This window comes from Aeromonas ichthyocola, from assembly GCF_046087985.1.
GTDB classification, from domain to species: Bacteria; Pseudomonadota; Gammaproteobacteria; order Enterobacterales; family Aeromonadaceae; genus Aeromonas; species Aeromonas rivipollensis.
Window position 1 is genome coordinate 290,510 of sequence record NZ_JBJSWH010000003.1, and the last position, 19,790, is coordinate 310,299.

17 protein-coding genes and 4 pseudogenes are annotated in these 19,790 nt (G+C 59.5%); 4 read left to right on the plus strand and 17 right to left on the minus strand.

Annotated elements, in window-relative coordinates:
- The first annotated feature begins 72 nt into the window (after positions 1-72).
- Together rbsK and ACF2JD_RS10095 are read left to right on the plus strand one after the other, a co-directional pair.
- Positions 73-1,005, plus strand: a complete 933-nt coding sequence (rbsK, locus tag ACF2JD_RS10090; protein ID WP_440987327.1) for a ribokinase — start codon at positions 73-75, stop codon at positions 1,003-1,005.
- A complete protein-coding gene (locus tag ACF2JD_RS10095) occupies positions 1,005-2,009 on the plus strand; it encodes a substrate-binding domain-containing protein (protein ID WP_440987328.1) in 1,005 nt (334 codons plus the stop codon). Before rbsK ends, ACF2JD_RS10095 begins: the two co-directional genes overlap by 1 nt.
- An 89-nt stretch (positions 2,010-2,098) precedes the next feature.
- Here ACF2JD_RS10095 and ACF2JD_RS10100 read toward each other — a convergent pair.
- The 17 genes and pseudogenes from ACF2JD_RS10100 to ACF2JD_RS10180 all read right to left on the minus strand — a co-directional run bounded on the left by ACF2JD_RS10100 (position 2,099) and on the right by ACF2JD_RS10180 (position 19,152).
- Positions 2,099-3,736: pseudogene (locus tag ACF2JD_RS10100) on the minus strand (diguanylate cyclase domain-containing protein).
- Positions 3,735-4,208 (minus strand): annotated as a pseudogene (locus ACF2JD_RS10105) (hypothetical protein); the annotation flags it as partial. The pseudogenes ACF2JD_RS10100 and ACF2JD_RS10105, both read right to left, overlap by 2 nt.
- An 89-nt stretch (positions 4,209-4,297) precedes the next feature.
- Positions 4,298-5,071: a Sir2 family NAD+-dependent deacetylase gene (gene cobB / locus ACF2JD_RS10110; RefSeq protein ID WP_440987329.1), complete on the minus strand. Its 774-nt coding sequence runs from the start codon at positions 5,069-5,071 to the stop codon at positions 4,298-4,300.
- Positions 5,072-5,143: 72 nt separating this feature from the next.
- Positions 5,144-5,758, minus strand: coding sequence for a GNAT family N-acetyltransferase (locus ACF2JD_RS10115; RefSeq protein ID WP_440987330.1), 615 nt, complete (start codon positions 5,756-5,758; stop codon positions 5,144-5,146).
- A 3-nt stretch (positions 5,759-5,761) separates the two neighbouring features.
- A pseudogene (locus ACF2JD_RS10120) lies at positions 5,762-7,013 on the minus strand (response regulator).
- A gap of 154 nt (positions 7,014-7,167) precedes the next feature.
- Positions 7,168-7,776, minus strand: a complete 609-nt coding sequence (locus ACF2JD_RS10125) for a response regulator (RefSeq protein WP_440987331.1) — start codon at positions 7,774-7,776, stop codon at positions 7,168-7,170.
- A 173-nt stretch (positions 7,777-7,949) separates the two neighbouring features.
- Positions 7,950-8,198 (minus strand): ATP-binding protein, encoded by a 249-nt coding sequence (locus ACF2JD_RS10130; RefSeq protein WP_440987332.1) that lies wholly within the window; start codon positions 8,196-8,198, stop codon positions 7,950-7,952.
- Between the two features lie 281 nt (positions 8,199-8,479).
- A pseudogene (locus tag ACF2JD_RS10135) lies at positions 8,480-8,590 on the minus strand (histidine kinase dimerization/phospho-acceptor domain-containing protein); the annotation flags it as partial.
- Positions 8,591-8,679: 89 nt separating this feature from the next.
- A complete protein-coding gene (locus tag ACF2JD_RS10140) occupies positions 8,680-9,057 on the minus strand; it encodes a hypothetical protein (RefSeq protein WP_440987333.1) in 378 nt (125 codons plus the stop codon).
- A gap of 1,247 nt (positions 9,058-10,304) precedes the next feature.
- Positions 10,305-10,559 carry a hypothetical protein gene (locus ACF2JD_RS10145; protein ID WP_440987334.1) on the minus strand — a complete coding sequence of 85 codons (255 nt, stop codon included), beginning with the start codon at positions 10,557-10,559 and terminating at the stop codon, positions 10,305-10,307.
- 409 nt (positions 10,560-10,968) lie between these two features.
- Positions 10,969-11,265 carry an integration host factor subunit alpha gene (gene ihfA / locus ACF2JD_RS10150; RefSeq protein WP_005300715.1) on the minus strand — a complete coding sequence of 99 codons (297 nt, stop codon included), beginning with the start codon at positions 11,263-11,265 and terminating at the stop codon, positions 10,969-10,971.
- Positions 11,266-11,268: 3 nt separating this feature from the next.
- Entirely contained in the window at positions 11,269-13,656 is a 2,388-nt protein-coding gene (gene pheT, locus ACF2JD_RS10155) for a phenylalanine--tRNA ligase subunit beta (RefSeq protein ID WP_440987335.1), read from the minus strand.
- Between the two features lie 12 nt (positions 13,657-13,668).
- Entirely contained in the window at positions 13,669-14,652 is a 984-nt protein-coding gene (gene pheS, locus ACF2JD_RS10160; RefSeq protein WP_106886730.1) for a phenylalanine--tRNA ligase subunit alpha, read from the minus strand.
- A gap of 413 nt (positions 14,653-15,065) precedes the next feature.
- Positions 15,066-16,052, minus strand: coding sequence for a phage integrase (locus ACF2JD_RS10165; protein ID WP_429090521.1), 987 nt, complete (start codon positions 16,050-16,052; stop codon positions 15,066-15,068).
- Between the two features lie 364 nt (positions 16,053-16,416).
- Entirely contained in the window at positions 16,417-17,376 is a 960-nt protein-coding gene (locus tag ACF2JD_RS10170) for a hypothetical protein (protein WP_440987336.1), read from the minus strand.
- Between the two features lie 91 nt (positions 17,377-17,467).
- Positions 17,468-18,352, minus strand: coding sequence for a BRCT domain-containing protein (locus ACF2JD_RS10175; RefSeq protein WP_440987337.1), 885 nt, complete (start codon positions 18,350-18,352; stop codon positions 17,468-17,470).
- A 101-nt stretch (positions 18,353-18,453) separates the two neighbouring features.
- Positions 18,454-19,152 (minus strand): S24 family peptidase, encoded by a 699-nt coding sequence (locus ACF2JD_RS10180; RefSeq protein WP_440987338.1) that lies wholly within the window; start codon positions 19,150-19,152, stop codon positions 18,454-18,456.
- Positions 19,153-19,272: 120 nt separating this feature from the next.
- Between ACF2JD_RS10180 and ACF2JD_RS10185 the strand changes: the two genes are divergently transcribed.
- Positions 19,273-19,470, plus strand: coding sequence for a Cro/CI family transcriptional regulator (locus ACF2JD_RS10185; RefSeq protein WP_218291376.1), 198 nt, complete (start codon positions 19,273-19,275; stop codon positions 19,468-19,470).
- A 21-nt stretch (positions 19,471-19,491) separates the two neighbouring features.
- On the plus strand, positions 19,492-19,761 hold the full coding sequence (locus tag ACF2JD_RS10190) for a hypothetical protein (protein WP_045526470.1): 270 nt from the start codon (positions 19,492-19,494) through the stop codon (positions 19,759-19,761).
- The last annotated feature ends 29 nt before the right edge of the window (positions 19,762-19,790 follow it).

Sequence of the window (19,790 nt, forward strand, 5' to 3'; positions counted from 1 at the left end):
TCCTGTACACAGGCAGAGCCTCCCGGCTTGGGCTCACTCAAGCCAAGATGTTCTCAATCAAGGGTGATCGATATGAATCGTCTCGTAGTTCTCGGCAGCGTCAATGCGGATCATGTGCTGCGCGTCCCCCACTTTCCCCGTCCCGGTGAAACCCTGACCGGTCACAGTTACCAGGTGGTCCCCGGTGGCAAGGGGGCCAACCAGGCGGTGGCCGCCGCCCGCCTCGGCGCTGCCGTCTCCTTTATCGCCCGCATCGGCGATGACGCCATCGGCCGTCAGATGAAAACAGGTTTTGCCAACGACGGCATCGACGTCAGCGCCGTCGAACTCGACGACAAGCTCCCCACCGGCATCGCCATCATCTATGTGAGCGACGAGGGGGAGAACAGCATAGGCCTCTCCACCGAGGCCAACGGCGCCCTCGACATCGCCATGGTCAAACGCCATGAGGCCATGATCGCGGGCGCCCACACCCTGCTGCTGCAACTGGAAGTGCCGCTCGACAGCGTGCTGGAGGCGGCCCGCCTCGCCCGTGCCCACGGCACCCGGGTAGTGCTCAATCCGGCGCCCGCCCAGCCGCTCTCGAGCGAGCTGCTGGCGCTGGTGGATCTCATCACCCCCAACCAGACCGAGGCCGAGCTGCTGACCGGGGTCAAGGTGAGCGACGAGGCGAGCGCGGCAGAGGCGGCTGCCCGTTTCCACCAGATGGGGATAGCGGATGTGATGATCACCCTAGGGTCCCAGGGGGTCTATTGCAGCAACGCCCGACAGCAACAGCTCATCCCGGGGTTTCGGGTTGAGGCAGTAGACACCACGGCCGCAGGCGACACCTTCAACGGCGCCCTGCTGGCCGCCGAGCTGGCTGGCGCCGATTTCCACAGTGCTGTGCGCTTCGCCCACGGGGCGGCGGCCCTCTCGGTGACCCGCTTCGGGGCTCAGAGCTCGATCCCGGGCAAGCAGGAGGTCGACACCTTCCTCCAGTCCCAAGCGGCGCAGGGGCACTGATGGCCAACATCAAGGAGGTGGCGGCGCGGGCGGGGGTCTCCACCACTACCGTCTCCCACGTCATCAACGAAACCCGTTTCGTGGCAGAAGAGACCCGGGAGCGGGTCTTCAGCGCCATGCGCGACCTCAACTACGCCCCCAGCCTGGTGGCCCGCAGCCTCAAGGTGAAGGAGACCAACAGCATCGGCATGCTGGTCACCACCTCCAGCAACCCCTTCTTCGCCGAGGTGGTGCGCGGGGTGGAGCGCTACTGCTTCGAGCAGGGCTACAACCTGATGCTGGGCAACACAGAGGGGCAGGCCGAAACCGCCCTCTCCTACCTCAAGATGATGTTGCGCAAGCGGGTCGACGGCCTGCTTATCATGTGCAGCGAGGGGCAGCAGGAGGTATTCAACCAGCTCGACTGGCTCAAGAGCCTGCCTGTGGTGGTGATGGACTGGGGCATGGAGAGCAAGGAGGTGGATCTCATCGCCGACAACTCCCATCGCGGCGGCTATCTGGCGACCCGTCATCTGCTGGCGCTGGGCCACACCGATATCGGCTGCATCACAGGGCCCCACAGCCGCGCCCCCGCCAACCAGCGCCAGGCTGGCTTTGAGCAGGCGTTGCAGGAGGCGGGTCTCACCGTCAATCAAGAGTGGATCCAGGAGGGGGACTTTGACTGCGCCAGCGGCCATCAGGCGATGACCCGTCTGCTGGCATTGCCCGAGCGCCCCACCGCCCTCTTTGTCTGCAACGACATGATGGCGATGGGGGCCATCAGTGCCGCCCATCAGGCGGGGCTGGTGATCCCGCGGGATATCTCCATCGTCGGCTATGACAATGTGGCGCTGGCCGAATTTATGTCGCCGCCGCTCACCACCGTCAACCAGCCCAAAGAGGAGCTGGGACGCCTCGCCGTCACCCGCCTGTTGGCTCGCATCAACGGCGAAGCGGTGGAGAATCACCTGATCACCGTCGACCCGGACCTGGTGATCAGGCATTCCTGCGCCCCTCGCCCCTGACGTTCAGGGGCAATAAAAGAAGCGCAAGGCGACCCCGAGGTCGCCTTGCTGCATTTTGTCTCTGGCCGGTGCAATACCGCTTTGTGCCCTCAGGCCAGCGACCTGGTCTCCCTTGCTGCCAGCACTGCAGTGGCACCAGCCCCAATCGTCTGGCCAGAGGCTGCAACAGCTCGCCATGTTCATCACCCTGCTGGCAGCCAGTAGCGGACAGGCCAGCCGGCCGCCAGCTGCGCCGGGGTGGTGCTGCCAATCTCTCTGAGCGCCAGGGTGCAACCCTGCTGCCGCAATCCCGCCAGCAAGGCACCATCCGGCTGCAGCGTCGGTACCAGCAACACCAGCGGCGTGCGGGAAGCCCCCGGCAGATAGGCCAGTAGATGGGTCAGCTGGGCCTGGTTGTCGAGCGGGACCAGCAGTTCCCGACCATCGGCATACTGCGCCTCGTGCGCTTGCAGCACACGGGCCAACACGGGCCCCAGCACGCCGCACTCCTGCAGCCAGCGCATATGGCAGGGCGCCCCCTGCTCACGCCACTCAAGCGCCAATTGCCACAGGTCGTTGCCCTGCCCGTCCGTCAGCCCCTGCAATGCCACTCGCAGCGGTGCTGGCTCGCGCCCCGCCAGCCACTCTCGCAGCTGATGAAGCTGCTGCTGACTCAACTGCAGCTGCTGCAGCATGGCAGGCTCAAACCAGCAGATCGCCCCCTCCTGGCTACGCTTGGCCTGGTTGAGGGCCAGGATGGCCTGATCCAGCAGCCGACCGGCATCCTGTTGCTGCGCCTTGGCAACCCCGAGCCGACAGGCCAGATCGAAGCTGCACTCCCGGGTCACGAACTCGAAATGGAGCAGGCTCACCAGCTCATGAATGGCGGTTTCCAGCGCATCATCCGCCTTGGTCAGCACCACGGCAAATTCATCTCCGCCGAGCCGGTAGGCGTGGCTGCCATGGGCCTGCTGCAGCTTGTTGGCCACCATCTGCAACAGCCGATCACCGACCTGATAACCCAGCAGATCATTGACCTGCTTGAAGCGCTTGAGATCGAGCACCACCAGGGCGCTCACCTCGCCAGCATGCAGGGCGCGAGAGAGCTGCTCCTGCAGGGCGCGGCGGTTGCCAAGCCGGGTCAGGGGATCGAGCAGGGCGAGCCGGCGATTCGCCAGATTGGTGCGAATGAGGGCGGCCAGAGCGCCCCGGTCAGCAGCAGGATCAGTTGCCAGATCTGCAGCCAGAACAGGCTGCTGCGCAGCTGATTGACCGACCGCTCCCGCTCCTGGCCGGAGAGGATCTGATCCCCTATCTGCTCGATGGCGGGTCTGGCTGGCAATCCGGGCCTGGAGCGGGCAAGCTCGGCCCCCTCCTGCAGCGCACCGGCCTCCATCTGGGGTTCGAGCTGCTTGATCTGCGTCAAACAGTCCGGCCAGCACCTTGCCGCCCGTGCCGCTGGCGCGCCTCGGCGGTTTCACTGCTGATGAGGAAGATATCGAGCCGGTTCCACAGCAGATCGTAATCGAGGCTCAGGGTCTCCATCGCCAGCCTGCCGGCCCGATAGAGCTGCAGGTCATAGAGGAAACGCTGGGACTCCAGCATCACCTGGCTGATGTTCCAGTGGATATTGCGGTAGAAGGTATCGACCAGTTGCTCGTGCCGATGCTGCAGCAGAACTGCCCCGAGGAGAGCAGAAACAGCAGCGACACCGCAACCAGCAGCAGGTTGTGGCGGGATAGCCCCATCAATGACCTCGATGCGCACCACCTGCCACACCATGCAGTTGTGAATGGCGGGCACGTCCAGCTTGGGATAGGTGGTGAACGGAATGAGCAGCCAGAGCGGCCCCTTGTTGCGCCGGGTCAGCGGCTTGCCGTCCTCCTGGCGCACCAGGGTCAGCGGCACGCCGTCGAACAGGGCCAGATCCACCACCTGCTGATAGCCGTTGAGGGCCGAGACGGCGATCTTGCGGGGCATCGAGGATCCCTTGCGCCGCCAGCACGGCTGCCAGGGTCGGCCCGCGATAGTGGTGGGCGCCCTGGGTCCATGGGGTGGTGGTGGTGAATTCAGTCTGTGGCAGGGCGGACAGGGCCGCCTCATCGAGGGTCACTGCTGGCCATCTGGCAGCACCAGGGTCATCAGGGGGATCGAGGCCGATGCGCTGGCACTGGCCAGCATCAGGAGGAAAAAAGCGATCCATTGCTTTACTGCGGTCATGGTAATTTGCGCCAACTGCGTCCCATTTTTTGTGGTTGCCAGTGTGGCGATTTCACCTGACCATTGCAACTGTCCCGTCGCACAGTAGCTCAGGGACCGCGCATCTCCATCCAGTTGTGCCCCTCCACCTGTTTGGGCTGATGCACCCCGCAGCTTTGCAGCAATTCGTCCACGAAGGCGGGCACCAGCAAGGAGGCCGGGCCATAGCGCTTCTCGTCAAACTGGCTACCCACTTCGCTTGGCTCCAGGTTGAGTTCGACTGTGTGCGCACCATTGAGGCCCGCCTCATGGACGAACCCCGCCGCGGGATAGACGGCCCCCGAGGTACCTATGGAGATGAAGAGATCGCATTGCGCCAGGGCCGAGTAGATGCGATCCAGTCCGAGGGGCATCTCGCCAAACCAGACCACATGAGGCCGCAACGGCTGCGGCAACTGGCAGCAGGAGCAGAGCTCGTGCTGGTGGAGATCCCCGCGCCACTCGATCACCTGTCCCGAGCCCGGGCAGCGCGCCTTGAGCAGCTCGCCGTGCATGTGGATGAGGTGCTTGCTGCCCGCACTCTCGTGCAGGTTGTCTATGTTCTGGGTGACCAGGGTCACTCGCCCCGGCAGCAGGCGCTCGAGGCGCGCCAGGGCATAGTGGGCAGGATTGGGGTGGATCTCGGCGCGTTGCAACTGATGGCGCCGCGCGTTGTAAAAGCGCTGAACCAGTTCGGGATCCCGGGCGTAGCCCTCCGGGGTCGCCACATCCTCGACCTTGTGCTCTTCCCACAGACCGTCACAGGCACGAAAGGTCTTGATGCCGGATTCGGCAGAGATGCCCGCTCCGGTCAGGATCACGATATGTTTGGCTGACTGCACCATGGTTGACTTCCTCCAACGGATCACAGGCTGACCTTAGCACAGCCGGCTGGCCCGGCACATTCGCCCTTGGTCTTAGGAAGGCCGGGGCACCAGGGTGCCCAATATGCTCAAGTCCAGCCTGACAAAGACCATCTCCCGCCCCGTCACCAGGGTCAGCGGCAGCCCCAGCCCCTTCAGCAGGGCCAGCATGGGTCTGTTCTGGCCGAGCACCTCGGCGGTCCACTCGCGGATCCCCTCCCCGTGCGCCAGCAATGCCAGCGCCAGCAGGATGCGGCGCCCGGCCCCCCTATGCTGAAAATGATCCGCGACTATGCAGGAGAACTCCGCCCTGTCCGGGTGCAGACGCCGCCGGATGGACTGAGCCATGGCCAGCGGGGCCCCTTGCTCGTCGGTGAGCAGCAGCCCTATCTGGGGCGCTCTGGGGTAGTCGAGAAAGAAGGCGAGCTGATCGGCGGTGGCAGGCTGCTTGGCGCGCATGAATCGCAGGTAGACACTCTGCTCGCTCAGCGCCTCGTAGGCCGCCTTCAGCCGCTCGGGATCGGATCCTGCCAGCTCCTGCAGTCGGCAGGGAATGCCACCCACCTCCATCATCAGGGGCAGAGAGGCCCGCGAGTCGGGGTGTACCCAGCCCGCCAGTGCCCATTGCAGACGCGCCTCGTCGGGAGGCCAGCAAAGGTAGCGCGGCACGGGCTACCAGCGCCCCGCCATGCCGAGCTCCTGCCACTGGGCGGGATCCTGCAGGTTGAAGGGATCGTCGAGATAGAGGGCCATGCCGAGCTCGCGAGCACGCTGGATGAAGCGGGCGAGCAAAGAGTCGGCGGCCATGGCCTCCAGCTCCGGCAGCAGATGCTGCCCCAGCAGCAGGCTCTGGATCGGCAGCCGCTCCAGCTGATCGAAAGGCAGGTGCTGGGCATTGTCGAGCAGCAGGGCGAGCCTGGCCCCGGCAAGACTCGCCTGCAGCACCAGGGCGAAGCGATCCGCCTGGTTCAGCAAGTTGTCCCGCCGATGGATGACCAGGGTCAGCTCGCTCGCCTGCCTGCCATGCTGCTCCAGCCATGCCTTGAGCGCTCCCAGCGCGGGGCAAGCCGGTCACCGCCAGCCAGATGGGCAGGGGGCTGGATGCCGGGCTGGCCTGCAGGCCAAGCTGCCCGAGCAGCCTCCCCCTGCCAGCTGCGGATGGTGCGGCGCAGGCCACTCAGCCTGCGCTGGCGCTGCGGCCCCAGGTAGAGCGCCTTGAGCAGGCGCAACAGATCGTCGCTCTGCAGCGGCTTGGCCAGGGCAGCCAGCACGTTGAAGCCGGCGTCGTGCAGCAGGCGTCTGGCGCCATCGATCAGGGTCTGATCGTGGGCGGACAGCAGCACGATGGGCAGGCCGCTGTGCGGTACTGGGGCTGGCTCATCAGCAGACTGATGGCATCCTGCTCCACCAGACTGAGATCGCACACCAGCAGGCTTGACCTCGCCTTCCAGCGCCTGCAGGCAGCCGTCGCCATCCTGCACCCAGTGGCAGGGAAGCCCCAGCATCGGCGATCTCCTGCTGGATGCAGGCTCCCCTGAAACGGGTGATCCTCCAGCAGCAGCACCTGGGTCTGGGCCAGCCAGCAGCACCAGCCACGCCGGTAACGGCCATTGCAACCCCTCCCAGCCAATCCTCGTGAGGCGATAACGCCCTCATGCTGCGCTGCAGCTGCGGAAGATAGTCCGCCTGCTGATGAGGAGGCGGGATCGTAAAGGGCGATGGCACCGGCCGCAAACAGCCCTTCCCACTGCCAGCAGGCATCCGGCCGGGTACGGTGCAGGCGTGGCATAGGAGGGCATGGCCCGCGGCTCCTTTGCCGCCTGATGGGAGGTGCGTCGAGGGCATAGAGCACGGGGCAAAATCCTGCCGCCTCATGCTCTTCCGACTCCAGCAACGCCAGTAACTCTTCATCTGTGATGATCATCTTGAGCCTCTTTGCCAAACTGCTGGCAACTGTCTTCCAGGCCTGGTGCAATCTGGCTTGCAGCGGGATGGGGCGCGTTGCCACGCTCAATCACCGTACCAAACGGCGGTCGCTCCCACCATTTTGGCGGCCCCCTTCATCTTGTGTAAAGCAGCTATTCACGCGCAACATCATCTTTGCTGACGCAGCGCTCAATGTCGGCCAGATCCTGACGGGTAGCCCAGATAAAGGGATAAGCCAGTTCATCGGTCAGCAGCGAGGCAACCGGTGTCGGGGCGACGGCATTGCCTCCCCTCTGGTCTGGCAATCGCCCAGGCTGCGCAGCAGAGGTGGCCAGCTCTTTGAGGGCGACCGGCTTGTCCAGATGGCCATCGCAACCACAGGATTGCAGCTGCGCCGCCGCCTGCTCGCTGAGATCGGCGGTGATCACATAGACGGGCAGATGCTGCCAGCGCGGCGATTCGCGCAGCTGCTGCACAAGCTCGGCCCCGTTCATCACCGGCATCTGCAGGTCGGTCAGCACCAATCCACCCGTCTCTGCTGCCAGCATGTCCAGCGCCAGCTGCCCGTTGGCGGCGCTGATCACCTTGGCACCCAGCTGCCCCAGCTGCATGCTGATCAGCTCGCGATTGACATCGTGATCTTCAACCAGCAGCACCCGCATGCCCCCCCGGCTGGGTGCCATGCCCTGGTTGACCAGGGCACCAGCCGTGGCTGCAGCAGACTCACCATGGTGCCCGGGACCCAGGACTCCCCCTGCCATGCCCATAGTAGAGCCCCTGTTCATCCACCTCCGCTGCAGCGTATGCTGGGCGTTGCTGCGGTAACGATCCAGTTCGGTGAGCCAGGGCGCAGATAGTCTGCGCTCATCATGGGGTAAGTTGAGAGCGCCAGCTGGCCACCTTGGCTGCCAGTCCGGCTCCTGCTGCACCCGCTTCAGGGGCAACGCGCAGATGAAGCGGCTGCCGCCGGCCGGCCGCGCCCCTCGACATCGATATGCCCCCCCATCTGCTCGATCAGCTGCTTGCAGATGGCCAAGCCAAGACCGGTGCCCGGCGCCCGCAGCTGCCCTTCAACGGCAAACTGCTCGAAGGGCAGGAACAGCGCGGCAGCAGCTTGGCACTGATCCCCGGGCCCCTGATCATCCACTCCGACCAGCGCAAGTCGACGCGCCGGCGGGCCCACAGCACCACCTCGCCACGCTGGCTGAACTTGATGGCATTGGAGAGCAGGTTGTGCAGCACCTGCTGCACCCGATGAGGATCGAGGGTCTGCAGGGCAGGCAGGGCCGGGTCCAACTGCAGGCGCATCTGCAACCCTTGGAGCGCGCCTTGGACCAGTGCACCGCCGCCACGTGCTCGCACAACTCCAAAATCGGTGGGCTGGGGCGAGAGCGCGAGCTTGCTGTTCTCGTTGCGGCTGAAATCGAGCACATCGTTGAGCAGGCCGAGCAACTCGTTGCCCGCCTGACTGACCCGCGCCAGCGCAGAGTGCTGCTCCTGCGACAATGGGGTGCTGGCCAGCCACTCCAGCAGCCCCCGAATGGCGTTCATGGGAGTGCGAATTTCATGGCTCATGGCAGCGAGGAAGCGCCCCTTGGCCAGCACCGCCTGCTGCGCCTGCTCATGGGAGTGCTGCAATGCCTGATCCTGCTCGACCCGGGTCGTCACATCCTGCACCACCGCATAGACCCGCCAGCCCTGTCGGACTGGCTGCGGCCACGACCATAGAGCTGCAGCCAGCGTTCGCCCTTGCCCGGGTGGTGGTAGCGCAGGGTGAACGAAAAGGCGTACCGGCCTGCAGCATGGCAACATCTCGCGGCGGACCCGGCATCTTCGCGCTGTCCAGCATTGTGAGCACCCGTTTCGGGTTCACGGCGGATCTGCTGGCTGGCCAGCCCCAGCAGCTCGTAGCTGCCCCGGCTGATAAACTCGATGGCCCCTACCCGCCCCCGCTCAAACATAAACTGCAGCACCACACCGGGCACTGTATTGGTCAGGGCGCGCAGGCGGCGCTCGGCCTGACGCAGAAACGGGTTGCTCACGCAACACGCTGATGTCCGATAACGCGATAAGGTCGGTCGCTGGCGCCTGCTTATCCAAAACGCAGCGGGATGCTGGGCATAGGCAAAAACCTGATCGCCCAACACCAGCTCCCTTCACTCTTCTGCAACTGTACCGGAGGCAGCATCAGCTGCTCCGCATAGCGGATGGCCAGCCGCCGACCCTGTTTGTTGGACTTGATCACCTTGCCCTGGCTGTTGCGCAGAAAACCGGCACCGGCAACGCCTGGAACATGGTTTCACGCAACTCGCTCTCGATGGCCAGCGCCTTCTCCATCTCCTGACGCTGGGCTATCTTCCCGGGCCAGTTGCTGGCGGGAACGCCAGATCATCGAAATGACATGATGCTGATCAACAGCGCCAGCAACATGGAGCCAAACCAGGCGGCATAGCTCACCCCGGGCTGTTGTCAACAGCAGGCGGCGCCAGCGCTGATTGAGTTCATCATTCTGGGTGCTGGTCAGGCCATCAGGCTTGCGGTCCATCACCCCGGCCAGCTCGGTCTCCTGTTTGATGGCAAACCCAAGGCCGAAGCTTGTCTTCCAGCTCCTCGATATCCAGCCCTTCCAGCAGTTGGTACGCTGCGGGATATTGCAGCTGATACAGCTCGCTCCAGCATGGCATCTGCCTTGCCCTTTGCATCGCGGCAAGCCCCTGCGCCAGGCCGTCGGTGCGCCACTCCTGCTCACCAGCAGGGCGAGCCAACAGGAGGGATCATAGAGGACTCAGGCACCAGAATACGCTGCCGTTTAAGCTGGCTGATATGGTCAGTTGGCACCGCCTTGCTTGCTGATCAAGGCAAAGCGGTTGATGGAGATGATCCGGCTGAAATAAACTCATCCGTCAAGGGCTGGTGATTCGGGCAAGCCGGCCATCATATCCGCCTCACCACGGCGCAGCTTTTCTATCGCCTCCGCCTTGCTGGCGGCGGGCACCACTTGAATTTCAGGCCGGTCTCCTGGGTGACCCAGCGCAGCACATCCGCGCTCCACCCTTTGAGCTCCCCTGCTCATTGATGCCGCTATAGGGCATTAACTCGGGTTCACCACCAGCGACCGTGCGTTGTCTGCCGACAGCCAGGCCTGCTCCTTGTCGGTAAAGTGCAAGGGGTTGATATCCTGGGACCCCTGGTCGAGATAGCGACCCAGATCAGCTTGTAGAGGCTACCGGCAGGCATATAGCGGATGGCTGTATCGATCAATTGAACCAACTCGGCTTGTCACGCATCATCAGCCGATAGCTGACCACCCGCTCATCGCTGCGCAAACGGCGCAGCGCAAGCCATCCGCCGGGAACTCGCGCATCAGGTAGCGCAGTTGCAGATAGTCACCCAGATAGGCGTTGCCCTTGCCACTTTCCAGCGCCGAGTACCAGTTTTCCGCATCGGTCAGGAGCAGCTGGGCGATGGGGATAGCGCCTTGAGCAGGGTCTTCGCCTGCCAGGCGGGTGAGACCAGAAAGGTCGCCCGTTATGCAGATCGCCACGATAGAGAATGGCGGAGTCGGTCTCCAGCATGGCGCGACTCACCCGCATGGGCAGTACAGCAGAGATGGGGCCGACATGAGGCACGATATCGCAACGCCCCTGTAGCAGTGCATCTCGCACCGCTTGCCAGTCAGGTAACTTCATGAATGGTCAGCGGCACCGGCAATACGTCGGCCAACCTGGCCAAGCAATCCTTGAACAAGCCCCCCTCCGCTAACAGGTAAGGCGGTGGAAGGGTCGCCGGATAACAGACTTCCAACTTGGTGATGGAGTCCACATAGGCTTGGGTGGCGGCGCGGGAGGCAGCAATACCATGGCATGCAGCGGCATGGCCAGCACGACGCCCAGAAAAAAAGGGGGAGTTTTGGTCATCGAAACGCAAAAGCCAGGCGGTTGCCTGGCTTTTCTTTACTCATTGGGTTCAACATTTTCTACCCTGGCCTTGAGCTTCTGGCCAGGCCGGAAGGTCACCACGCGACGGGCGCTGATGGGAATATCCTCGCCCGTCTTGGGGTTACGTCCGGGACGCTGGTTCTTCTCACGAAGATCAAAGTTACCGAAGCCTGAAATCTTGACTTGTTCACCGCGCTCGAGCGCCTGTCTGATTTCCTCAAAGAAGGCTTCCACCATGTCTTTGGCTTCACGCTTGCTCATCCCGAGCTGGGTGAACAGGTGCTCTGCAATGTCGGCTTTGGTAAGCGCCATAGATCAATCCCTCAAGGATGCATTCAACTCTTCACCAAGGGCCCGCACGACATTGTCTACGGTCTCGGCAATCTCTTTCTCCTCCAGGGTGCGCTGGGTGTCTTGCAACACTAGACTGATGGCCAGGCTCTTCTTGTCCTCTGCCATACCAGCACCCTGGTATACGTCGAACAAGTTTATTCCAACTAACTGATTTCCGCCAACTTTTTTAATTACTGCCAGGACGTCACCGGCCAGAACCGCAACGTCGACCACTACGGCGATGTCACGGCGATTGGCCGGGAAGCGGGAAACTTCGGCTGCAACCGGCACCTTGGCAGGGGTCAGCTTGTCCAGTTCCAGCTCGAACATCACGGCACGGCTCTTGAGACCCAGCTTCTTCTCGAGGCTCGGGTGGATCACGCCGATGTGGCCGATGACGGCGCCATTGCGCAGTATGGCCGCGCTCTGACCAGGATGCAGGGCGCTGTGCTCGGTGCGCTCGAAGCTGAAAGTAGCCCCTTCGGCGGTGAGATCCAGCACGGCTTCCAGATCCCCTTTCAAATCAAAGAAGTCGCTGCCACGGCTCTTGACGTCCCAGTGCTCGTCGCTCTGGTTGCCGGTGATGATGCCGGCCAGCATGGGTTCCTGACGGATGCCGTTCTCGGCGCTCGCGTCCTTGATGAAACGCAGGCCCTGCTCGAACAGACGCACACGGCCCTGCTGGCGGTTCTGGTTGTAGACCACAGCCTGCACCAGACCCGGGAAGAGCGACACCCGCATGGCGGACATCTCGACCGAGATGGGGTTAGGCAGCACTATGGCATCGCTCTGAGGGAACAGGGTCTGCTGGGCCTTGGGATCCACGAAGCTGTAGGTGATCGCTTCCTGGAAACCGCGGTCAACCAGCAGGTCACGTACCCGCTTCAGGGTCACCTGGCCTTCTGCCTGCTCAACCATCGCCAGAGAAGCGGCCGGTTTGAGGTTCGGGATTTTGTTGTAGCCGTAGATGCGGGCCACTTCCTCGATGAGGTCTTCCTCGATGGCGATGTCGAAACGCCAGGAGGGGGCCAGTGCGGTCCAGCCGTCGGCGTCCACCGTCACCTGCATGCCGAGGCGAGTCAGGATCTCGAGCACCTGGGCGTCGGCCACGCTGATGCCGATCACCTTGTCGAGCTTGGTGCGGCGCAGCTTGATGGGGGCAGCCTTGGGCAGATGGGCATCGGATTTGACTTCGATGACCGGACCCGCTTCACCGCCGCAGATATCCAGCAGCAGGCGGGTGGCTCTGTCCATCACCTTGGCTTGCAGCTCGGGATCGACCCCGCGCTCGAAGCGGTGGGAGGAGTCTGTGTGCAGGCCGTAGGCACGGGCACGACCTGTGATGGAGAGCGGCGCGAAGAAGGCGCACTCCAGCAGGATGTCGGTGGTGGTCTCGGACACACCGGTGCGATCGCCGCCGAAGATGCCGGCCATGCAGGCAGGGCCTTGTGTATCGGCAATCACCAGGGTGTTGTCTTTGAGCTTCACCTCGGTACCGTCGAGCAGAGTCATGGGCTCATCAGCCTTGGCGCGGCGCACCACCAGCTCCCCTTCCAGCTTGGCCAGATCGAAGGCGTGCATCGGCTGACCGAATTCCAGCAGTAGGAAGTTGGTGATGTCGACGATGGCGTCGATGGAGCGAATGCCGCCACGGCGTAGCTTCTCTTGCATCCAGAGCGGGCTCTGCGCTTGCAAGTTCAGCCCCTTGATGACGCGGCCCAGATAACGGGGGCAATCGGCTGGCGCTTCAACCCGGATCGGGAAGGTCGCGTCTATGGTAGCGACAGCAGGGGTCCAGCTCGGCTCGACCACGTCCACGCTGTTGAGCACGCCAATCTCGCGGGCCAGACCTGCGATACCCAGGCAATCGGCACGGTTCGGAGTCAGATCCACGTCGATGGCGACGTCGTTCAGATTGAGGTAGTCGCGAATGTCGGTGCCGATGGGGGCATCAAGTGGCAGCTCTATGATGCCGTCCGCTTCCACCTCGATACCCAGCTCGCTGAAGGAGCAGAGCATGCCGTGAGACGGCTGGCCACGCAGCTTGGCCTTCTTGATGGTGAAATCACCCGGCAGGGTCGCCCCGACCTTGGCCACGCAGACTTTCAGGCCGGTGCGGCAGTTCGGCGCGCCGCAGACGATGTCCAGCAGATCGCTTTCGCCCACGTTGACCTTGGTCACCCGCAGCTTGTCGGCGTCCGGATGCTGGGCACACTCGACCACTTCGCCCACCACCACATTGTTGAACTGGCCGGCCACCGCTTCCACGGCGTCCACTTCCAGACCGGCCATGGTGATCTGCTCGGCCAGTGCGTTGTCACTCAACTCGGTGCGGACCCACTCCATCACCCAGGATTTACTGAATTTCATGTTCTCTCGCCCTTACTTGAACTGCTTGAGGAAGCGCAGATCGTTTTCGAAGAAGGCACGCAGGTCATTGACCCCGTAGCGCAGCATGGTCAGGCGCTCGACGCCCATGCCGAAGGCAAAGCCGGAGTATTTTTCCGGATCTATGCCGACCGAACGCAGCACGTTCGGGTGCACCATGCCGCAGCCCAGCACTTCCAGCCACTTGCCGTTCTTGCCCATCACGTCCACTTCGGCGCTCGGCTCGGTGAACGGGAAGTAGGAAGGACGGAAGCGAATGGTCAAGTCTTCCTCGAAGTAGTTGCGCAGGAAGTCGTGCAGTATCCCCTTCAGCTCGGTAAAGCTGGCATGCTCGTCCACCAGTAGACCTTCAACCTGATGGAACATGGGGGTGTGGGTCATGTCGTAGTCGTTACGATAGACGCGGCCCGGCGCAATAATGCGAATTGGCGGCTGTTGCTGCTGCATGGTGCGGATCTGCACACCTGAGGTGTGGGTACGCAGCATCAGATCGGGATTGAAGTAGAAGGTATCGTGATCGGTACGCGCCGGGTGATGGGCCGGAATGTTCAGCGCATCGAAGTTGTGGAAGCCATCTTCAATCTCGGGACCGCGCTCGACCTTGAAGCCCATCTCGCCAAACAGGCGCTCGATGCGTTCAATGGTGCGGGTCACCGGGTGCAGGCCACCGTTCTCGATGCGACGACCCGGCAGGCTGATGTCGATGGTCTCGGCGGCCAGCTTCTGGTTCAGCACGGCAACTTCGAGGGCTTCACGACGCGCGTTCAAGGCATCCTGAACCAGCTGCTTGGCCTGGTTGATCACGGCGCCTGCGGCGGGACGCTCCTCAGGCGAAAGGGCGCCGAGGCCCTTCATCTGCTCGGTAAAAAAGCCCTTTTTACCCAGATATTTGACCCGGATTTCGTCGAGGGCGGCGATGTCGCTTACGCCCTCAATTTCGGCCTTGGCCTGGCCGACTACTTCTTCAAGCTGTTGCATGTCTTCCTCGTCACCACTCCCGATACAGGAGCATTTAGGCTAAATAAGGTCAAGAGGGGAATAATACAAAAAAAGCCCCTTGGCTGACCATAGTTATGGCGGGCTTTTCTCCCTATAAATCATTTTGTTATATCAAGCGAGTCTCAAGCTCTCCCCCGCCCGCTTCAATTTCTGATGTTCGACCTTGGTTTGTTGGCATATCAGACATTTTCGCATCAGCCACCAAGACGGATGACGCTATACGGCGCAACACACTGAAAGCAAAAAACGGGCAACAAAAAAGGAGGCCTGAGCCGCCTTAACATATCCAATAAAAACAATGACTTACATAAATATCAATGAGTTGGATACTACTGAGGGTGACGCTCAGACACCCCAGACGACCCCGTTTGGGGCAATTTGTGGACACTTCATCATTCGGCAGGCAGTGGATTTTCCAGCGGGTTGAAGCGCACAGCATCGCTCAGATAATCCGGTGCGAAGTGGGCATAGGTCATCGTCTGCTGGATGTTGTGATGGCCCAAAATTTTTTGTAGCGCGAGGATGTTGCCCCCGGACATCATGAAATGTGATGCAAAAGTGTGCCGGAACACATGCACCGCCTGCCCTGCTGGCAGGTCCGGCGCCACTGACTTGATCACATCACGCACCAACATATAGTCGAGGTCACGGAACAGCGGGCCGCGATTAACCCCGTTCGTTATCTCTTGGCACAGTTCGGCCGAGATCGGCACTGTGCGGTTCTTGCCATTCTTGGTGTTGATGTAGGTCACCCGACCGGCCAGCACATCCTCGCGGCGAAGATTGGCAGCTTCACTCCAGCGCGCCCCCGTGGCCAGACAGAGTTTAACCACCTTCAGGTTATCCCCCGATAGCGCGGCCAGCACCTCGCCGATCTCATCCTGGGTCAGGTAGCCCATTGACCGCTCGACCAGCTTGACCTTCTTCATCTCTTTGAGCGGGTGCTCATGGTGATAATGGCCGAGCTCAGTGAGTACCGAGAATACACCGCCCAACATCTCCTGTTCGCGGTTGACCGTCTTGGGCTGGCGACCAGCTTGCAGCCGCTGCGCCCGATACTCGGAGAACAGCGCCCGGGTCACCTGCCTCGCCAACGGGTGGCGCAACGCGGCATCGATATTGTGGAGTTTCTTGCGTACCGCCTCCCCCGCTTTCAGGGTCTGGCCATGGTAGCGCCACCAGAGCTCGATAAGTTCGGAGAGCGGTCTGTTGTCTGCCGGGCGGTCCACCCACTCTTTGTTGTGCTCGGTGGCGATCACCCAGCGCTCGAACTGCTGTGCCTCGGATTTGGTCTTGAAACGCTTGCGGATCCGCTTGCCTTCCCTCCCCTGCGGGCGGATATCGACCAGGTAACCCTCGGGCGTGGACTTGATGCTCATCGCCCCTCCTTATATAGGAAGGCGTTCACCCATCCCCGCGGCCTATACATCGACACAGCCTCCGACCACTGCATTCTCACTGTCATCCCTCCACCATCAAAAGACTGTTATTTTATACAGCATTTGATGAGGACTAGCAGTGTTTAACCGAGTCTGTCATATACATAAGTTCGATGGAAAATGGAAAACTTGAGTTGGCTATAACCCAGCCACAGAGAAAGTCTAAACTCTAGAGGAGATGAGTACGTCACCGAAGCGGCCAGCTATCTGGCTCGGTAGTGTTTTCTAATGTAGCGTAAATGAGACACCGGCTTCAGGCCGGTGTTAGGTGACAACTAGATCTATACACTCTGAGAGATATCATTTAGATAACAATTAACTTTTTAACGATATCTAACTTTTCAGCATTGCATGAATCCGGAGTGAGTTTAAGAGCCTTTATTAACGCAGCAGCCCCCTCATCTTTAAATTTCTCATGGATATCTGTAATTGCAGAACTGTAATATATTGCAATTATGCTACATAGTCTAGATGTCATATTTCCTTTATCATCATTAGACTTTATGAAATAAAACCCCTCTTTTTTATCTTCATCGACAAGTCCTAAATCCCTTAATGTGGCGATGGAACTACTTGCACCAGTAATCATTATAGTGATTTCTCTAAGAGCCTGAGGGTCGCTCTCTAGATATTCAACTAATTCGTAAACAACATCTACCACATTCAATTTATTTACAATAACGCAAGACATTATTGTGGTTGTTATTATTGACCATCTAGAGCTGTGTACATCATGATATGAGCCATTTCCCTCTTTCTCTCCATCATCCGCATGCTTATCAGCTTTATTTTTTAATGAATCGCTATCTTTAATACTTAAAATAGTCGCTACATGTTCAGACATAACCGTAGTAATATCAGTTACATGCTCTCTATTCAGCTTTTCCAATGCGATAGAAACTAATGCAACAATTTCTGATGGTAATCTCTGCACATCAGATACGACCGAGTTCAGTGATTCAACTTGAGACGTCATTGTGTCAACTGATTTATTTACTGTAGACGCAACGTTTGTGAGTGATTCAAGGTTAGATGCAATTTTATCCGAATTTCCTTGTTGAGTAATAGACTGAAAGAATGAATAGATTATAGCCAGAACCGCCAGTATTATTGATACTATTGTACCGGAAAATGAAATATAATTTATAACTTGAGTTTCATCCTTGACATTTGATGCGTACTGATGGAGTAAAAACTGAGACAACACGACCAGTATAATTACAAATATCCACTCTCGATTTGACAACCATGGTTTTTCTGACACTTATCAATTTCCTTTTATTATTTACACCCAATACCATTGGATTGAAATTGAATGGTATTTTTATATTACACATGATATTTATCATAAACGTTCATAACGGCTCAGACGCAATCCGAATCCAGTCTTCTTCGTTGATAATCTGAATATTCTGTCCTTTTTCTTTTGCTTTGATGGCGGCTTCAATCTTTCGCCCGTGGCTGGTAAACATCCAGTCACGGCTGGCGAGGCTCCCAACGATTAACACATCGAGGTTAGTGGTGACGCCTTTCACAGGGAAAGCACCAAGCAACTTGGCCTGCTGTTCCAGGTTATGACGGGTATCGGAGAGAAACTTTCCTGTGAAGCAGACTGTCTTTCCTCGAAGACTCATCACATTGCCATCGGCAAAGAACTCGGTCGCCATCCCTGCAGCAAGACCTGATTCTGTAAAGCGCTGCCCGGAAATCTGTTTCACCAGTTCCAACAGGTCTTCACGCTCATCTTCGGTGATTTCGCCATCTGCCAGAATATCGTTGAGGCGATTGAACAGCAGACTACCCGGCCATGAGGCCAGCAGATCACGATGCTTGAGCAGCAGTGAACTAAGAGCCTGCACCTCTTGTTCCACGATGTTGCTGTCGGCACTGATGCCCTGCAGGAAACCAAGCAACATGTTGACCAGCGCATCCATATTGTCGTGCTCAATCTCGTTGTATTGCAGTACATCATTGAGCAGGTTCAGCAGGTCTTCTTTCTCATCTGCTGTGATGATCCCATCTTCGAGAACGTCATGGATGAGATCTTGAATATCTAGGAAATCACCATCTTTTTTGAACTCGGAGTCTGATTTCAACCAAGTCGCCATAAAGAGAACTTCAGTGTCGTTAAGACGCTGATCGGCAGTGAGACCGCTCAAGATGCCGTGAAGGCTGATCAGTGCTTTTTGCTTATTGCGCTTGTAACCAAATGACATTGGCACATCATTGAACTCTGGCATGTTTTCTCCCTAAAACGTATCTTCCGCTCAAGCATGTCGTCCATTGTTATGTTGGTCTGGGCGTGGCTATAAGCTGGCAACGGATATAAAAACAGGGCGCATTAGCGCCCTGTTTGTCTTTTTCTATATGATCTGTGTTCTACCATCACGCCGATGATCTGGATGTGCTGCCGGTCGGAGTGCATGGTGGGGTAATCGTCGTTGAGGGGGACCAGTTCAAACACCTCTTGTCCGCTCTCGTCGATACCGCGAGGCCGGTACTTCTTGAAGGTAGCCTCTTCGCTGCCGTTCTTGGCCACGACGAAATCCCCTGGTTGGGGCGCTTCGTCAGGGTCAACGATGATGAGGTCACCTTCCTTAAAGAAGGGTTCCATCGACTGGCCACGCAACCAGAGGCCGAAACCACAAGGGCCAACATCTACCCCCGCCGTCACATACTCGACGTTGCCATCGAAGGCAGTGGCCTGCTCACACATCTCGTGCCAGTGGCCGGCCTGAACATAGCTCAGTACAGGCACGCGCGTACCTTGTGGGATCACGGCCGGTTCGACGTTGTGATATCCAGGCATCACTTCTGGTGCAGGCTGTCCCCTCGCCTCCCCGTCTCCAGTCAAAAGCCAGTCAACAGTAACCCCCAGCGCTGCCGCTAAATCATTGAGATAGCGACCTTTTGGCTGGTTAAGTCCCGACTCCCACTTGCTAATCGACACCCGGGTTATCCCGATTCGCTTAGCCAGCTCGTCTTGGCTCATTTTCTGCGCACGTCTGCGCGCTGATATGCGGTCATTGATAGTTTCCATAAACCTAAGTTACCACCCAGCAAGGTAACTAAAGCAACGAAACCACTTGACCCCTTCCCGACCCATAAGTTACCTTTAGCCATCACCGACACTTAGGTGACGATATGGAGGATTTTAAAAATGCAAAAAAGTGCAGTTCTTGAACACTTCGGCACCGTTACAGCGACTGCCAAAGCTCTTGGTATTTCCCATGTTGCTGTCAGCAAGTGGAGTGAAACCATCCCCCAAGGCCGTGCCTACCAAATCGAGGTGCTGACCGGCGGCAAATTGAAGGCCAGCACGCGCAGTACCCCGCAACAACCAACCTCTTGTGTTTGAAGCCCCTGAGAAGGATTCACCATGGTTACTCGAATCAAACCCATCCGTATCCCCAGCGATGTGAGCCAGTTGCCACTCGATTACCCCTTTGGCAATCGTGTCAGTGAAAGCCTGGAGGAGTACGCCAAGCGCCAAGGCATGAGCTTGGGGGCTATCAAAAAGCGCGCTGACCGCGGCCAGTTGCCCATTTTGCAAGACGGTCCGGGCGCTCCCCGCGAGGTCAACCTCTACGCCCTGTTCCTGCAGGCCCGTTATCAGGCCGAGCGCTACGTCACCATGACGCTCGCGTGAACCTGCAAACACCATAACGGGTCAAGGAG

Bases quoted from the DNA above. Each gene is read 5' to 3' on its own strand.
- ACF2JD_RS10180 (WP_440987338.1), bottom strand. From the start codon at position 19,152: ATGGAAACTATCAATGACCGCATATCAGCGCGCAGACGTGCGCAGAAA.
- ACF2JD_RS10190 (WP_045526470.1), top strand. From the start codon at position 19,492: ATGGTTACTCGAATCAAACCCATCCGTATCCCCAGCGATGTGAGCCAG.
- cobB (WP_440987329.1), bottom strand. From the start codon at position 5,071: ATGGTGCAGTCAGCCAAACATATCGTGATCCTGACCGGAGCGGGCATC.
- ACF2JD_RS10175 (WP_440987337.1), bottom strand. From the start codon at position 18,352: ATGCCAGAGTTCAATGATGTGCCAATGTCATTTGGTTACAAGCGCAAT.
- ACF2JD_RS10185 (WP_218291376.1), top strand. From the start codon at position 19,273: ATGCAAAAAAGTGCAGTTCTTGAACACTTCGGCACCGTTACAGCGACT.
- ACF2JD_RS10165 (WP_429090521.1), bottom strand. From the start codon at position 16,052: ATGAGCATCAAGTCCACGCCCGAGGGTTACCTGGTCGATATCCGCCCG.
- ihfA (WP_005300715.1), bottom strand. From the start codon at position 11,265: ATGGCGCTTACCAAAGCCGACATTGCAGAGCACCTGTTCACCCAGCTC.
- rbsK (WP_440987327.1), top strand. From the start codon at position 73: ATGAATCGTCTCGTAGTTCTCGGCAGCGTCAATGCGGATCATGTGCTG.
- ACF2JD_RS10125 (WP_440987331.1), bottom strand. From the start codon at position 7,776: ATGGCAGGGGGAGTCCTGGGTCCCGGGCACCATGGTGAGTCTGCTGCA.
- pheS (WP_106886730.1), bottom strand. From the start codon at position 14,652: ATGCAACAGCTTGAAGAAGTAGTCGGCCAGGCCAAGGCCGAAATTGAG.
- ACF2JD_RS10095 (WP_440987328.1), top strand. From the start codon at position 1,005: ATGGCCAACATCAAGGAGGTGGCGGCGCGGGCGGGGGTCTCCACCACT.
- pheT (WP_440987335.1), bottom strand. From the start codon at position 13,656: ATGAAATTCAGTAAATCCTGGGTGATGGAGTGGGTCCGCACCGAGTTG.